Source organism: Nitrospira sp. (assembly GCA_029194535.1).
Classification (GTDB): domain Bacteria; phylum Nitrospirota; class Nitrospiria; order Nitrospirales; family Nitrospiraceae; genus Nitrospira_C.
Window position 1 is genome coordinate 150,178 of the sequence record JARFXR010000002.1, and the last position, 15,366, is coordinate 165,543.

12 protein-coding genes are annotated in these 15,366 nt (G+C 61.9%); 1 reads left to right on the forward strand and 11 read right to left on the reverse strand.

The genetic code is table 11. From position 1 onward, the window contains the following. Positions 1-246 precede the first annotated feature (246 nt). From P0111_12100 to P0111_12115, 4 genes are all read right to left on the reverse strand, one after another. On the reverse strand, positions 247-3,357 hold the full coding sequence (locus tag P0111_12100) for a CusA/CzcA family heavy metal efflux RND transporter (GenBank protein ID MDF0644769.1): 3,111 nt from the start codon (positions 3,355-3,357) through the stop codon (positions 247-249). 197 nt (positions 3,358-3,554) lie between these two features. After that, a complete protein-coding gene (locus P0111_12105) occupies positions 3,555-5,168 on the reverse strand; it encodes an efflux RND transporter periplasmic adaptor subunit (GenBank protein MDF0644770.1) in 1,614 nt (537 codons plus the stop codon). A 172-nt stretch (positions 5,169-5,340) separates the two neighbouring features. Continuing rightward, complete coding sequence (locus tag P0111_12110) at positions 5,341-6,621, reverse strand: TolC family protein (protein MDF0644771.1); 1,281 nt, start codon at positions 6,619-6,621, stop codon at positions 5,341-5,343. A 157-nt stretch (positions 6,622-6,778) separates the two neighbouring features. Continuing rightward, on the reverse strand, positions 6,779-7,138 hold the full coding sequence (locus P0111_12115; GenBank protein ID MDF0644772.1) for a hypothetical protein: 360 nt from the start codon (positions 7,136-7,138) through the stop codon (positions 6,779-6,781). Positions 7,139-7,295: 157 nt separating this feature from the next. Here P0111_12115 and P0111_12120 point away from each other — a divergent pair, with 157 nt between their 5' ends. Beyond that, positions 7,296-8,264 carry a hypothetical protein gene (locus P0111_12120; protein MDF0644773.1) on the forward strand — a complete coding sequence of 323 codons (969 nt, stop codon included), beginning with the start codon at positions 7,296-7,298 and terminating at the stop codon, positions 8,262-8,264. Positions 8,265-8,306: 42 nt separating this feature from the next. On the opposite strand, the gene P0111_12125 is transcribed toward P0111_12120, so the two are convergent. The 7 genes from P0111_12125 to P0111_12155 form a co-directional block, all read right to left on the reverse strand. Then, a complete protein-coding gene (locus P0111_12125) occupies positions 8,307-10,076 on the reverse strand; it encodes an NAD+ synthase (GenBank protein ID MDF0644774.1) in 1,770 nt (589 codons plus the stop codon). A gap of 170 nt (positions 10,077-10,246) precedes the next feature. Then, the gene (locus P0111_12130; GenBank protein MDF0644775.1) at positions 10,247-11,125 is read right to left on the reverse strand and encodes an urease accessory protein UreD; all 879 of its coding nucleotides are present in this window, start codon (positions 11,123-11,125) and stop codon (positions 10,247-10,249) included. A gap of 18 nt (positions 11,126-11,143) precedes the next feature. Next, positions 11,144-11,815 (reverse strand): urease accessory protein UreG, encoded by a 672-nt coding sequence (gene ureG / locus P0111_12135; GenBank protein MDF0644776.1) that lies wholly within the window; start codon positions 11,813-11,815, stop codon positions 11,144-11,146. A gap of 25 nt (positions 11,816-11,840) precedes the next feature. After that, positions 11,841-12,560 carry an urease accessory UreF family protein gene (locus tag P0111_12140; GenBank protein MDF0644777.1) on the reverse strand — a complete coding sequence of 240 codons (720 nt, stop codon included), beginning with the start codon at positions 12,558-12,560 and terminating at the stop codon, positions 11,841-11,843. Between the two features lie 9 nt (positions 12,561-12,569). Then, on the reverse strand, positions 12,570-14,297 hold the full coding sequence (gene ureC / locus P0111_12145) for an urease subunit alpha (GenBank protein ID MDF0644778.1): 1,728 nt from the start codon (positions 14,295-14,297) through the stop codon (positions 12,570-12,572). 51 nt (positions 14,298-14,348) lie between these two features. Next, complete coding sequence (locus P0111_12150) at positions 14,349-14,825, reverse strand: urease subunit beta (GenBank protein MDF0644779.1); 477 nt, start codon at positions 14,823-14,825, stop codon at positions 14,349-14,351. Between the two features lie 48 nt (positions 14,826-14,873). Beyond that, the gene (locus P0111_12155) at positions 14,874-15,176 is read right to left on the reverse strand and encodes an urease subunit gamma (protein MDF0644780.1); all 303 of its coding nucleotides are present in this window, start codon (positions 15,174-15,176) and stop codon (positions 14,874-14,876) included. Positions 15,177-15,366 lie beyond the last annotated feature (190 nt).

The window sequence follows — 15,366 nt, forward strand, 5'->3', positions numbered from 1 at the left end:
TGTGGGCTCCTGTGCAAAAAAAAGTCCTCAGCCCCTTGCGGGACGGAGGACATCATCGTCCAGTTGTCGGCAACTCGCCGATCTCCGGGAAACGCCGTTGTTTCCGTTATGGTCCTGTGTACCAAGGTTCAGCAGAACCGGAAAGCGGGGAAATGGGAACAATGTAGAGGGGATGCCGGGGAAAACCTGGCACGGCTCCGGAACCCTTCGGGAACCGCTTGAGGCCTGGTTTATGGCCCAGCCCGATCACGAGCGATGAATGACGATCCGCTTCCGCCAGATCATGTAGAGCACCGGAATGACCAGTAGCGTCAGCACGGTGGATGACACCATGCCGCCGATCATCGGCGCGGCGATGCGTTTCATGACGTCGGCGCCAGTGCCGGTGGTCCACATGATCGGCAGTAGGCCGCCCGTGATCGCGGCGACCGTCATCATCTTGGGCCGCACTCGCTGTACCGCCCCTTCCATGATGGCTTCGCGCAGATCCCGCGCCGTCGTCATCCGGCCTTCGCGGGTGCGCCGGTCATAGGCCTCATCGAGATAGACCAGCATCACCACGCCGGTTTCCGCCGCCACGCCGGCCAGCGCAATGATGCCGACCCACACAGCCACGCTCAAGTTGTAGTGCAGACAGGCCAGATACCAGACGGCTCCGATCGCGGCGAAGGGGACGGACAGCAGCACGATCAGGGATTTCGCAAGCGATCGGAAATTGAGGTACAGGAGCAACAGGATCACGGCGAGGGTCACCGGAACGACGAGCTTGAGCCGTTCTTCGGCCCGCACCAGATGCTCGTACTGACCGGTCCAGATCAGCCGGTATCCAGCAGGCAGAACGACTCGTTCTCGTACCGCGCGTTGAGCGTCGAGGACATAGCCCCGCAAGTCGCGTCCACTGACCGAGACCGATACCAGACCGGCTAGGGCCCCCGCTTCGTCCGCGATCGACGGCGGCCCCTGTGTGACCACGATCTCCGCAATCTGTCCGAGCGGAATCTGCGCGCCGCTCGGCGTGGGAATGAGCACCCGTTTGAGCCGGTCTGGATCGTCACGTAATTCACGCTGGTAGCGGACATTCACCGGATACCGTTCCCGCCCCTCGACCGTCGTCGTCACGGTCTCTCCCCCGATCGCCGACGTGATCACCGCTTGCACATCTCCCACCCCCAGACCGTAGCGGGCCGCCTCGCGCCGGTTGACGATCAGGTCGAGGTAATAGCCTTCGTTCAATCGCTCCGCAAATGCGCTGTGCGTGCCCGGCACAGTCCCCAACGCCTGTTCGATCTCGATCCCGATTTTCTCGATCGTCTTCAGGTCCGGCCCCAGAACCTTGATCCCGACCGGACTGCGTACGCCGGTCGTGATCATCTCGGTGCGGGTCTGGATCGGCATCCACCAAATATTCGGGAATCCGGGAATACGTACCTTGGCATCCATTTCGTCCAGCAATCGGTCCCAGGTCATGCCCGGCCGCCATTGTGCTTCCGGTTTGAGCGTGACCGTGATTTCCGCCATGCCCACAAAGGCCGGATCGGTGGCGGTCGGCGCTTTGCCCATCTTGCCGAACACGCGCTCCACTTCTGGAAACGTCGTCAGCAACTGGTCCTGGACCTGCAAAATCTTGGTCGCTTCAGGAATCGACAGGCCGGGCACGGTGGTCGGCATGTAGAGAATGGTCCCCTCGTTCAACGGCGGCATGAACTCCGCGCCGAGTCGCATGAACTCCGGCACGGTGACCGCCATCGCCGCGACCGCCAGCGCCCCTGCCAGCCAGGGGACTCGCAGCGCGCCTAAAAGGATGGGGCGATAGAGTCCGATCAGCAACCGGTTCAATGGATTCCTGGTTTCAGGTCGGATGCGCCCTCGAATCAGCAGGACCATCAGCACAGGAGCCAACGTCACCGACAGCCCTGTGGCGAAGAGCATCGCAAACGTTTTCGTATAGGCCAAGGGCGTAAACAGTCTTCCTTCTTGAGCTTCCAACGCAAAGATCGGCAGGAACGACACGGCGATCACCAGCAATGAGAAAAACAGGGGCCGGCCGACTTCTTTCGCGGCGGCGATGATGGTCTCAGTGCGGTTTGCAGTCGGAGCCTGTTCCAGCCGCTTGTGGGCGTTCTCCACCATCACAATAGCGGCATCCACCATCGCGCCGATGGCGATGGCGATCCCGCCGAGCGACATGATATTCGACGTGATCTTCAAGTAGGCCATCGGAATGAACGCAAGCAGCACGGCGACTGGCAGAATGAGAATGGCCACAAGCGCGCTACGGAGATGAACAAGAAAGACCATCGCGACCAGGCTGACGATGACGCTCTCCTCGACCAGCTTCTCGCGCAGCACGGCGATCGCTCGATGAATCAGCTCAGACCGATCATAGGTGGGAACGATGCTCACACCATTCGGAAGCGCAGCCCTGATCTCTTCCAGTCGTGCTTTTACTCGCTCGATGACGGCGAGCGCGTTCTCCCCGGCCCGCATGATGACGATGCCACCGACGGTCTGTCCCTTGCCATCCAACTCGGCGATGCCCCGCCGCTGATCCGGCCCGACCTGGACCCGCGCGATGTGCCTGATCAAGATCGGCGTCCCGCGTTGATCCGTCGCGACGGGAATCAACTCGATGTCATCGACGGAGCGCAGGTAGCCGCGCCCTCGAATCACATACTCGGTGCCGGCCATTTCCAAGACACGGCCGCTCACCTCTGCGTTGCTGTTTCGGACCGCCTCGATCACGGTCTTGATCGGCAGCTGGTAGGCCGCCAGCCTGTTCGGGTCCACTTCGATCTGATATTGTTTGACGAAACCGCCGAACGCCGACACCTCCGCGACGCCGGGCACGCTTTCCAGTTGATAGCGCAGATACCAATCTTGCAGGCTCCGGAGCTGGGCGAGATCGTGCGTCCCGGACTCGTCCACCAACGCATATTGATAGACCCAGCCGACGCCGGTGGCATCCGGTCCGAGGGTCGGTGTCACGCCCATCGGTAACTTGCCGGTCAGCTTCTGCAAGTATTCGAGGACGCGACTCCTCGCCCAGTACAGGTCGGTCCGGTCCTCGAAGATCACGTACACGTACGAGAGCCCGTATTCGGACACGCCTCGGACCCGTTTGACTCTGGGAGCCGCGAGCAACGAGGTGACGACCGGATAGGTAATCTGGTCTTCAACAAGCGTGGGGCTGCGCCCCGCCCATTCGGTGTAGATGATCACCTGGACATCCGAGAGGTCCGGAATGGCATCGAGGGGAACGTCCATCACAGCCCAGGCGCCCCAAGCGGCCAACAGGAGCACGCTCAAGATCACCAAGACCGGATTCCTCGCGCTCGCTTCGATCAGTCGTTCGACCATACCAGTCCTCATGAATCTCCCATCGCCACCCTATATTGAAAATGCGGGTGGCGCCGGCCGGGGTGTGAATCTCACCCGCCCAGCCCGCCTGCGCCGAGACGCAGGATTTTCCCAAGCGCGCGCAGCGAGGTCCCTACACCGGGCGGGTGCGAGCACGGACGGGCTGGTCGGCGACAGGACGCGCATGTTCAATCACCCTACATTCCTCCCCCGCCAACCATGAACTGGAACTTTTCGGCGATCGGCGGCTTCCCCTGAATAGTCACCTGGACCGTCACCACCCAGGTGCCGCCCATGCCGAACATCACCCTGCCTTCATAGAGACCGTCGCTTGTATGACGGGCTGCCGCTTTGGAATCGGTCATCCCTGGCATCGGCATGGTGTAGACAAAAACAACTTGCGCATTCGTCACCGGCTTGCCGGCTTGATCGGTAACTTTGAGCTTGAGCAGCACCTCACCGGCTTTCGGTTTGTCCGGCACCGTCGTCAACGTGAGTGAGAGCCCGGAAGACCGGCGAGTCTCGGCAACCACGATTGCGTTCTGGTCACCCATCTGCATCCGCGGCATGCCCTCCATCCCCGGCATGTCTTCCATTTTCCCTTCGTAGGCGCCGCGCATCTGCCAATCCGCCATGCCGATCCGGCCCATCATGGCTTGCATGCTCGAGGCCGACGCCAACTTGCTCTCTGCATCCAGCAGGAAATTGGCGGACGTCACGATCCGATCCCCTTCCGTGAGTCCTTCCAACACTTCAACAGAGTCCTGGCTCCGACGACCCAGCTTGACCGAAGCCGGCTCGTACCGCCCTTGTCCTCGATCCATAAACACCAGCTGGCGGAGTCCGGTTTCCAGCACCGCCTCTTTCGGCACGGCCAACGTCTTGACCGAGCTGGTGGAGAACGTGACGTTTCCATACATCCCCGGCTTCAGCTTCAAGCCGGGATTCGACAGCTCCAACCGCACCCGCACCGTGCGGGCTTCCATATTCAACGACGGGTAGATGTAGGCCACCCGGCCTTGGAACGTCTCGCCCGGATAGGCGACGAACGAAACCGACGCCGGCTGGCTCACTTTCACCGCCGCGACTTCGGACTCATAGACGTCGGCGATGATCCAGACCGTCGAGAGGTCCGCAATCTCGTACAGCGTGGTACCCGGTTCGACATATTTCCCCGGCAGGGCTTCCCGCGTGAGCACCACTCCGGAGGCAGGAGCGTAGACCGTGAGAAGCGGTTCGGCCCTCCCTCGGCGTTCCAGCGCTCCGATTTGGGCATCGGTCAGATCCCACAGTCGCAGCCGTTCTCGCGCGCCGGCTACGAGGGAAGCGGCGTTGGCTTTCACTTCAGCGAGGGGACTGTCGGCCAATTGGCCCTGGGCGTTGACTGCGAGAAGATACTCGTCTTGCGTCGCCAGCAGATCAGGCGAGTAGAAGGTCAAGAGCGGATCGCCTTTCCGTACCGGGCGGCCGATCGAATTGACGAAGACCTCTCGCACCCAGCCGGGAGTTTTCAGTGTGACCTGTGTGAACCCTCGCTCGTCATAGCCGACCGTGCCGACCGTGCGAATCTGTTCTTCCAACGTCACGTGGGTGGCCGGGGCGCTGCGAACGCCGATCAACTGTCTCGCCACAGCCGGAATCGCGACCGCGCCGGAGGGTGGGGCGGCCGTTTCACCCTGCCTCTCCATGGTCATACCGACCACGCCGCCCATCATCCGATGGGCGGCGAAGAATCCGGCGATGCCTCCGACCAACAGGCTGATAGCCGCAAGGCCTGCCGCAAGACCTTTTCTACGCATGTCGTGAATCATGGCTTATGCCTCCATAACTAAATAACAGTTGGTTATGCGGCGGCCGCTCTATCGTTGTATCGAGGCTACGGCCGCGGATAACAGCCCCAGTGCTTGTTGTTTTATTCACTCAACCTTCCATCCGCGAAGCAGAGGGACAGGCACCCCTCGACGAGCTCGAGGAGCCAGTCCCTTAACTCAATTCGATTCCGACCACCTGCTCAAGCTCGGCCAGTCGGTGCTGTCGCTCGACAAGCGCCTTGAAATATTCGAGTTGAAATCCCCGCAACGCCCGCTCGGTTTCGATCAGATCCAGAAATCCCGCCTTCCCCGCGCGATATCCGGCCCGCGCCGACTCCAAGCTCTGCGCGGCTTGAGGCAGGATCGTACTGTGATACAACCCCGCCACTTGGTCGGTCGCGCGGACCTTGGATAAGAGGTCTTTGATTTGATACCGAGTCTGGTTTTCCAACGTATGGTGCTGCGCCCGCGCGGCCGCGGCCGCCGACGCGGCTTCCTGGACGCCGGCGTCGTATTTCGGCTTCGACCAGAACGCGAAGGGAATACTCATCCCCACATAGGCGCCGAATCCGTCGTTCGCCTGAAAATTCTGGAAGCGCTGAAACGCGACATTGAAGTCCGGGTAGTATTGCCGCTGCGCCAACTGATGAGACTGCTCGTTCCGCTGCACAGCCAGTTCGGCCGCCTTCAACTCCGGACTGCGGCCCAGCGCGAGACGCTGGAGGTCCTCGACCGTCTTGTCGATCGGCAGCCGGGACGGCTCCTGAGCGCGGCCTAACTGCCTGGCCGGGTCGCGATCAAGCAGCGTATTCAGCATCGCCTCCGCCGTCTCAAGCCGCTGTTCGAGCACGGGAGCATGTTGGTGCAGGATGGACAATTCGACCTGCGCCTTGAGGACATCGGCCTGCGACCCTTTTCCGGCACGGAATCTCGCCGCCGCGATCTCGACAAACTGTCTGAGCAGGTCCACCTGTTCATGATGGATCTGGAGCGCCTTCTGCGCGAGAAACAGGTCGTAGTATGCCTGCTTGAGCCGCGCGACCAGTTCCCGCTCCTTCGCCCGCACCGCCTGCTCGGTCATCTCCGCCGAGCGGCTCGCCACTTCGCCTTTGAGCGCGAGCTTCCCCGGAAAGGGAAAACTCTGCGAAAGACCGAAAATCGTGTTCTGCGCCTGGGTCACATTGAACGTCTGCGGAAAATTCCACAGTTGGACGGACAGGGTCGGGTCTTCCAGCGTCTTGACCTGCGGGATCCGACTTCGGGCAGCCTCCCATTGTTGGTGCACCGTGACGATTTCTGGATTCCGCGCCAGGGCCTCTTGGATCAATTCAGGCAACGCCAGTATCCTCTCTTGCAGACTATCGGCTTCCTGCGCCTCCGAGAGGGACGCAGTCACGAGCGCCAAGCCGAAGGCTGCAGCGATGACGCAACGGATTCGTGTCGTGTATCTCATGTGGAGATCCTCCTCGGGTTCCCCGCAGTTCGTTGGGAGTCGACAGGTCGATCGCGAGCGCCGGAAGCAACCGGCGAACGGATCGAACCGCCGGGACTACGCGCGGAACGGCGGATGCTATGACGAAGGAGCGACGATCAGGAAAAAACCGGGAGGATCAGATGCGAAGCACGGAAGTTTTGAGCAGAAGATCCTGTGGGGGACCGACCGCAAGATGGTGAGACAGGCGGCTGCGCTGTGAGGCGAACAACACGAGCGGAGACGTCGAGGCGGTGTCTTCCGCACAGATGGTCTGACAGTCGAGAGTTGGGTGGAGATCTACGACGGACTGCACGCTGAGCGTTTTGAAGGCATCGCAGAACTGGCGCACCGGTTGCTCATCCGGAGTCGAACAACCATTTCCCATTCCTGCGGCAGTGACACCATTCACCGGCAGGAGACAGGCATACGCGTTGAAGCTGAGCCCGAGGAACAGCACGATTAGCGCGGCGGCAAGAGCGACCCGTCCATTCCGCATTGGGCATCCCTTTCGAAACTAAGCGGAATCCTATCAACGCGCATGCCGGCTGTCAATCTACCCTCTCCAGCAGCAGTTGTTTATGTTCCTGCCAGTCCACTTATGTTAGAGTCACTCAGTTCCGGCAGAGTCCTGAACGAGGAGCCAAGGGAACGGCATGAGGTCGCAGACCGCTCACAGTCACACAGTTGCGTCGATCAAGTCGGTCGCCGCGCTGATGGCCTCGTTCGCCATCAGCCTTGTGGCAACGGCCTGCGTTTCGCCGGAAAAACCGCAAGTCATGATTCACGAAGATCCCCGAGGCGCGGTCTATCTTGAGGACATGGCGGACGCATCCTTTCATGCTACGCATCCTCTCTTGCTCGATTCCGCCGTCATCGCTCATGTGCTGCAAGGCATGTTTGTGGAAGAGGACCAGCGACTCCTCCAGACGCTGGTCGCCGGAAAAGCGATCCCGGTTCGGACGTTCTCAGATGAGGACGCGGAATTCCTCGCGCCTCACATTGTCGTCGCCTTATCGCGGGCGACTGCACTGCAGCGCGTGAGGTTTAGGGTGATCAACACCACCGCGGCTGGCACAGAGACCACCGGAGGCGCGCTCTACACGTCTGGCCGGTCATTCCATGTTTCATTGACCCAGTATCGCTACAATCCTGAGAAACCGATCCATGGCTCGAAACCTGGGAGGCAGCTTCCTGACCGCACGGGGCTTGACCAGCATCGTGTGCTGTTTCTTCCCGATTCTGCGGTGCGGCCTCCTGACTCAGATGCGCCGACTGCGTACTTGGACAAGCCCGCTCAGTTGACGGTCGTAGTCGATTACGAAGCCCTGGCCCAGTTTGCCGAAATCCGAGACCGGCCGATGAGGTCGCTCCCGCTGAGAGCGCCACAGACACCGATGCCGGAACAGGCGCATGCTCCAGCACACACGCGTGAACCGCCGGCTGCAACCACTGAAGACCTTCAGTCCATGCGGGTCCTGCTCGAGAAGCAGGCTGATGAAGTAGAGGCGTTGAAGAAACAGCTGGAATCGCTGCAGCGTCAACAGACGGAAGCTGCGGCGACTTCTCCGACACCGAAGACCAAGAAGCAACCCGCTTCACGCGTGCCGGGCGCCACGCCGTGAATCCGTACCCCCCAACTGCCGGCGGAATGCCCGTTCCTCTTGTCAGCGGTACGCATTCGTAATCGGCATACGGCGATCCTTGCCGAGCCCTCGATGCGTGATCTTGATGCCGACCGGGGCCTGACGGCGTTTGTACTCACTGCGGTCCACGAGCGCCACGACCCGCAACACGGTCCTGCGATCGAAACCCATGCCCACCATATCTTCCACGGACCGGTCGTCCTCGACGTACGCCTTGAGAATGGGGTCCAGGACGGCATAGGGGGGCAAACTATCCTCGTCCTTCTGATCGGCTCTCAATTCTGCCGTCGGCGCGCGATCGAGAATCCGTTTCGGAATCACCGGCTGTCGCCCTCGACGATTCCGGCGATGTGCCAGGTCGTAGACCATCGTTTTCGGGACGTCCTTGAGGACCGCAAACCCGCCGGCCATGTCGCCGTACAACGTGGCATAGCCCACGCTCATCTCGCTCTTGTTGCCCGTCGTCAGCACCAAATGACCGAACTTGTTGGACAGCGCCATGAGCAGATTCCCCCGAATGCGGGCTTGGAGGTTTTCCTCCGTCTGGTCCACCGTCGTCTCGGCAAACGCCTCGTCCAACGTTCGGAGATAGCCTTTGAATGTCGGGGTGATCGACAGGGTCTTCATCCGAATGGCCAGCCGCCGGACCAGTTCGATCGTGTCCTCGCGGCTCTCACGCGACGTATAGGGAGACGGCATGAATACGCCTAGTACGTTGTTGGCTCCCACGGCATCGACGGCAACCGCGGCCGTCAAGGCGGAATCAATGCCGCCGCTCAGTCCGATGAGCACGTGCCTGAATCCGTTCTTCTTCACGTAATCACGGACGCCCACCGTCAGCGCCTCGTACACTTCGTCCAACGGATCGGCAAGGGGCTCGACCGCCGCAAGGATCCGGGTCCGCCTGTTCCGAGGCCTGGTGCGCAGGACGACCCTTTCGACAGCCATCGCGGCCGACGCCTCCGCGCGCGATGTCCTGCCCCTGGCGGCCCTGGACCTGGCCACCGCGTCGACGTCCAGGTCGACCACCAGAAGCTCTTCCTGGAAGCCCTTGGCCCTCGCGACGAGATCGCCCGCATGGTCGAGGACGACGCTGTGGCCGTCGAACACCAGTTCATCCTGTCCGCCGACCATGTTCGTATAGGTCACGATCACCCCGTTGTCCCGGGCGCGGGTCGCCAACATCTGCTCGCGCGAGCGGCTCTTGCCCATGTGAAAGGGTGACGCATTGATGTTCACGATGATTTCCGCCCCGGCCGCCGCCTGACGTCTCGTCGGCCCATGGGGCAACCAGATGTCCTCGCAGATGTTCACGCCCACGACGGTGCCGTTGATCGTGACCAGCGGCAGCCGACCCCCGGGAGTAAAATACCGGCTCTCGTCGAACACGCCATAGTTCGGTAAATGCCGCTTGGCATAGGTCGTCACCAGCCGGCCTTCCGCCAAGAGGGCGGCGGCATTGTAGATTTCGTGCCGTCCCGCCGCCACGACCGAGGACGACGGCGGATGGCGACCGGCCGATTCTTCCCGGCCGACGTAGCCCACGATGGCGACGACGCCCCTCGCGGCGCGCACCACCTCATTCAAGACGCGGCGATTGTCCTCGACGAACTTCGGCTTCAGCAGAAGGTCTTCGGGAGGATATCCCGTGATGGCCAATTCCGGAAAGGCCACGAGGTCAGGCTTCGCAGCGCGCGCCTCGCGCAGCCAACGGAGGATACGCCGCGCGTTGCCGTCCAAGTCGCCCACCGTCGGGTTCATCTGTACCATGGCGATGCGAAACGTGCGCATGGGGTCAACCCAAAAAAAACGCCCTCAACCCCTGGAGGCGGGATCGAGGACGCCATAGTTCTGTATTCGACGAGGTGTCGATTTGGGAGACTCCGTTGTCTCCGACAAGCTGAGGCACGGTATCATTCGATCCGCGAGCCTGTCAAACGGCGTCCAGAGCAGCCGGCCGCTCAATACTTCCTCAACACCGCCGGCGGCAGCCCCCAGAGCGTCCGCCGAACGGCGCTCCACAGCGCGTCGCAGGCCGCGCCGAGATCGGGAGCCGCCCGCGCGAGCAGTTTGACGGCGAGCCCGGGAAGCTCCGGCCGCGACACTCCGCCCAGCAGACGGTCAGGACGCGCGTCGAGTATCGGAGCGATCTCGGCTTCCAACCGATGCCACAGGCTGTCCGCTACAGCATCGCCGGCGACGAACAGCGACGCGACGTAGTCCCACTCGTGGGCCAATCCGATATCGGCGTCGCTGCTGCCGGGAGCGAGGTCGTATCGCTCGATCAGGCGGCGGCCGGACGCCGCAGTGATCCGGATCTCGTTGCACAGCCTGTTGAATGCCCACCGCTCACCGCTGGCTATCCGGCCGGACGCGAGCGCGTCCCACAGAACGAGGACGGACTCAGGCGCCAACATCACGTCGATGGATTGACGGAACCGCGATCCGGCGAATGGAATCGTCTGCTCCGGAAACCATTCCAATCGGGATCCGGACGCGAGTCGGATCCTGATCTCTTGGACAGACTCATCCCGAAGAGACCGATAGACGCGATTGGCCGAGGGAGTGGAGATCAGGACGTGGGCGGCTTCCTCCAGTCGCATGTCGATGGTCAGATGATCTCCCGCGACCAGTCCACCGGAAGGGTTGAGCAGGAGCGTGTAGGCAGCTCCGGAGTCGTCGAGATAGATCGGCGGGAAGAGATGCCACGGAGTTTGTGAGTTGGTCTTTCCAAAGACGGTTCGCGTCCCCTCCCGAACATAGTGGAGCGTCAGGGTGCCGGCCCGTCCGATCGCTGCGGTGGAGGCGGCCTCAGGACGATGGATGCGTCGCGGTGACACGCGCGGGGTTCTGCGCAATCAGGCCCTGCGGGCCGGCTGAGGGATGCACTGCTCCACCCACTGAACCACCTGGTCGAGCCCCTCGCCCGTCAGAAGATTGGTGAACAAGAACGGTAGGCCGGGACGCATGCGACGGCTGTCCCGATCCATGATCGACAAATCCGCCAGCACGTGAGGCGCCAGATCGATCTTGTTGATCACCAGCAAGTCGGAACGGGTGATCCCCGGACCGCCTTTCCGAGGTATCTTGTCGCCGGCGGCCACGTCGATCACGTAGATGACCTTGTCAACGAGTTCCGGGCTGAACGTAGCCGCGAGATTGTCGCCCCCGCTTTCGACGAACATCAGCTCGACCTCCGGATGGGATCGGAACAGCTCATCGAGCGCCTCCTGGTTGTGGGAGGCATCCTCCCGAATCGCCGTATGGGGACATCCACCGGTTTCCACACCCCGGATACGATCCTGAGGCAACGCGCCCTTTCTCGTGAGAAACTCCGCATCTTCCTTGGTAAAGATGTCGTTGGTGACCACCGCGAGGCTGTATCGATTGCGGAGTTTTCGACAGAGTGCTTCCACCAGCGCCGTCTTTCCCGATCCGACGGGCCCGCCGATGCCGATCACCGGCACCTCTCTGGTGCGAGCCAGCGTCGCTTTGCCGCCCCCAATATGATGGTCATCGGCCCGATGCATGACGATCCTCCTTTCGCTCGCGGTGTTACGACCGGAACAACCTCGATTCCAGCCTGGCGTGGCGCATGGCGTAGATATCCTGAACCGGTGCCCAGGAGGACATCCTCTCCCGCTCGGCCGCGGAGCGACTCAGCGAGACGATCACCCCTGTCCATTCCTGAAGCAGCTGTTGGCTCTCTCGCTGCCCCACCGGCAGCAACTTCATGGCGGCCGACGCGAGACCGACCACCGCGTGATAGAGATATCCTGCCACCGCCTCTTGCCTGTTCCATCCACAGGTCGCCAGCACGAGCCCCAATACAACCGGCAGATGGCCCGGCGTCGCCCCTGCATTCAGCGCCACCGAGTACCGTCGAAGGAGCGGGTGGACGTCCAATTGTTGGCCCGGTTGTTGGCCCGGTTGTTCAGCCTGCCCAGTCGCTATTCTCGCAACCTGGCGTCCCATCTGCCTGCTCGCAAGTCGGGACTCCCGGCCCAGCTTCATGGCATCCAATTCACGGTCCGCGCGGAGCGCCGGATCAAGCCGCCTCGATATCACAGCCTCGTGGGCCAGCCGGACCGCGACGGCTTCGCGGTTGGCGAGCCCGCCCCGCAGCCAATCCTGAACGTACAAGGAGAGATCACGGCCGTTGCCGACCGCTCCGCCCTGCACGGCAGCTTCGAGGCCGGACGAGTAGGCAAAGCCCCCTGACGGGAAGAAGCTGTCAAGAAACCGCAGCCCGCCGAGCAAGTTCAGAAGAGTCATCGACCTTCGCTAGAAGAGAAAATACCGCTGTGCCATCGGGAGCACCACCGCCGGCTCGCACGTCATTCGGACCCCATCGGCGGTGACCACATACGTTTCAGGATCGACCTCGATGTGCGGCAATGCGTCGTTCAGCTTGAGGTCGCGCTTCTTGACGTTCCGGCAATTCTTGACCGCCACGATCCGCCGCTGCAACCCGAGTTTCTTGGGAATGTCACGCTCCAAAGCCGCCTTGGAAACGAACGTCAGACAGGTGCTGGAGAGCGCCCGCCCATAGGCGCCGAACATCGGCCGGCTGATGACCGGTTCGGGAGTCGGGATCGAGGCGTTGGGATCGCCCATTTGTGCCTGCGCGATGAAGCCGCTCTTCAGGACCATTTCCGGCTTGATGCCGAAGAAGGCCGGCTTCCAGAGCACCAGATCGGCCGTCTTGCCCACCTCGATGGACCCGACTTCGTGAGCCACTCCGTGCGTGAGCGCGGGATTAATGGTGTACTTCGCCACGTACCGCTTCGCCCGGAAATTGTCGTGCTGTCCCTTCGCGGACTGCACGCCCTTTTCCGTGAGATGTCCCCGCTGGACTTTCATCTTGTGGGCGGTCTGCCAGGTTCGGATGATCAGCTCTCCGATGCGACCCATCGCCTGCGTGTCCGACGACATCATACTGATCGCGCCCATGTCGTGCAGTACGTCTTCCGCGGCGATCGTCTCCCGTCTGATGCGGGATTCTGCGAAGGCCACATCCTCCGGCACCTTCTTGTTCAGATGGTGACAGACGATCAGCATGTCCAGATGCTCGTCGAGCGTGTTTACCGTAAACGGCATGGTGGGGTTGGTGGACGACGGCAACGCGTTCGGTTCGCCGCAGACCTTGATGATGTCCGGAGCATGGCCGCCGCCGGCCCCTTCCGTGTGATAGGTGTGAATGGTGCGGCCCTTGAAGGCCTTGATCGTGTCCTCGACGAACCCGGCCTCGTTCAATGTATCGGTGTGGAGCGCGACCTGCACGTCGTAGCGCTCCGCCGCCGACAGGGCGCTGTCGATGGCCGCGGGCGTCGAACCCCAATCCTCGTGAACCTTCAAGCCGAGCGCACCGGCCTCGATTTGCTCGTTGAGCGGCTCCGGCATCGAGCAGTTCCCCTTGCCGGTGAATCCCAAATTGATCGGGATGCCCTCAGCCGCCTCCAGCATCCGGTGAATGTTCCAGGGACCCGGCGTCGAGGTCACGGCGTTGGTTCCGGTCGCCGGCCCTGTGCCGCCGCCGATCATCGTCGTGATGCCGGCGGACAGCGCCTCCCAACATTGCTGCGGACAAATAAAATGGACGTGCGTTTCGAGCGCGCCGGCCGTCACGATGCAACCTTCAGCGGAAATGGCTTCCGTCCCGGCGCCGCATTCCATTGCAGCGGTCACGTTCGGCATCGTATCGGGATTGCCCGCCTTGCCGATGCCGACGATGCGTCCGTCCTTGATGCCGATATCGGCTTTCACGATGCCCCAGTAGTCCAGAATGATCGCGTTGGTGATGACCGTGTCGAGGGCCCCGCCGGCGCTGGTCGCGCCGGCCGATTGACCCATGCCGTCCCGCAGGACCTTGCCGCCGCCGAAGACGGCCTCGTCGCCGTAGGACGTCAAATCCTTTTCGATCTCGATCACGAGATCCGTATCCGCAAGACGCAGGCGATCGCCGACCGTGGGTCCGAACAGATCGGCGTACTGTTTTCGAGGAATTTTCATTACCTCCTCCTCACCGCTTGTAGGTCGTGGACCGGGACGACGGGTCGGCCGTCAGCGTTTGGCAATAAATCCCTGCTCGGTCGCTCTGGCGAGCGCCGTCGCCTTGACCTGGGGATCGTCCAGCGAACCGTTGGTCAAACCGTTGATGCCATACCCCATCCGCTTGCCGGCCAGGGCCACGAGGGTGACGCGCTTTTCTTCGCCCGGCTCGAACCGCACGGCGGTGCCGGCGGGAATCTGCAACCGAAACCCGAATGCCTGCGGACGGTCGAACGTGAGCGCGCGATTGACTTCAAAGAAATGGCAATGCGACCCGACCTGGATCGGCCGATCCGCTCGGTTGGCGACCGTCATTTCCTTCGTCATCCTGCCCTTCAGCGCATCGATCTCACCGGGTCCGAACAGTATCTCGCCGGGAATCACCGGCTTGGACAGCTCGGCCTTGATCGCGGCGGCCAGCGACTTCCCACTGTCCTTCCGGGCGGGCTTTGCGGTCTTCGTTGGTTTAGCGTGCTTCTTCGTCGCCATCGTGGTTCCTCCACCCGGTTACCGATAAGGATCGACTCGGGAGGCTCTTCACCTGATCGGGTTGTGAATGGTCACGAGCTTGGTGCCGTCCGGAAAGGTCCCCTCGACTTGAATCTCGTGGATCATTTCCGGCACTCCGGGCATGACGTCCTTGCGGGAAAGCAGGGTGGCACCGTAGGTCATGAGTTGCGAGACGGACTGGCCGTCTCGGATCCCTTCCAACACCGCGGAGGTGAGATAGGCGAGGGCTTCGGGATGGTTGAGCTTCAAGCCGCGTTGCATACGATCGGCCGCCAGCTGCGCGGCCGTGTAGATCAACAGCTTTTCCTGTTCCCGGGGAGTCAGATGCATGAGGCCTCCTCTCAAGGATTGACGGGAAAGGGCCACCCAGGCGCACAGAGGGCGTAGAATTCGTTCCGGCCGTAACGCAGAGAATCCCCGCTTGGCCGGCGCGCGTCCCAATTGTAGCCCACTAGGTATAATCATCGTATCTGTCAGATTTGACAGTGTCGTTTCAGGAGGCATGGATGCTAGAACCTAT

Coding starts and splice junctions, on each gene's coding strand:
- P0111_12120 (MDF0644773.1), top strand. CDS start 7,296: ATGAGGTCGCAGACCGCTCACAGTCACACAGTTGCGTCGATCAAGTCG.
- P0111_12150 (MDF0644779.1), bottom strand. CDS start 14,825: ATGGCGACGAAGAAGCACGCTAAACCAACGAAGACCGCAAAGCCCGCC.
- ureG (MDF0644776.1), bottom strand. CDS start 11,815: ATGCATCGGGCCGATGACCATCATATTGGGGGCGGCAAAGCGACGCTG.
- P0111_12115 (MDF0644772.1), bottom strand. CDS start 7,138: ATGCGGAATGGACGGGTCGCTCTTGCCGCCGCGCTAATCGTGCTGTTC.
- P0111_12155 (MDF0644780.1), bottom strand. CDS start 15,176: ATGCATCTGACTCCCCGGGAACAGGAAAAGCTGTTGATCTACACGGCC.
- P0111_12140 (MDF0644777.1), bottom strand. CDS start 12,560: ATGACTCTTCTGAACTTGCTCGGCGGGCTGCGGTTTCTTGACAGCTTC.
- P0111_12105 (MDF0644770.1), bottom strand. CDS start 5,168: ATGATTCACGACATGCGTAGAAAAGGTCTTGCGGCAGGCCTTGCGGCT.
- P0111_12110 (MDF0644771.1), bottom strand. CDS start 6,621: ATGAGATACACGACACGAATCCGTTGCGTCATCGCTGCAGCCTTCGGC.
- P0111_12125 (MDF0644774.1), bottom strand. CDS start 10,076: ATGCGCACGTTTCGCATCGCCATGGTACAGATGAACCCGACGGTGGGC.
- ureC (MDF0644778.1), bottom strand. CDS start 14,297: ATGAAAATTCCTCGAAAACAGTACGCCGATCTGTTCGGACCCACGGTC.
- P0111_12100 (MDF0644769.1), bottom strand. CDS start 3,357: ATGGTCGAACGACTGATCGAAGCGAGCGCGAGGAATCCGGTCTTGGTG.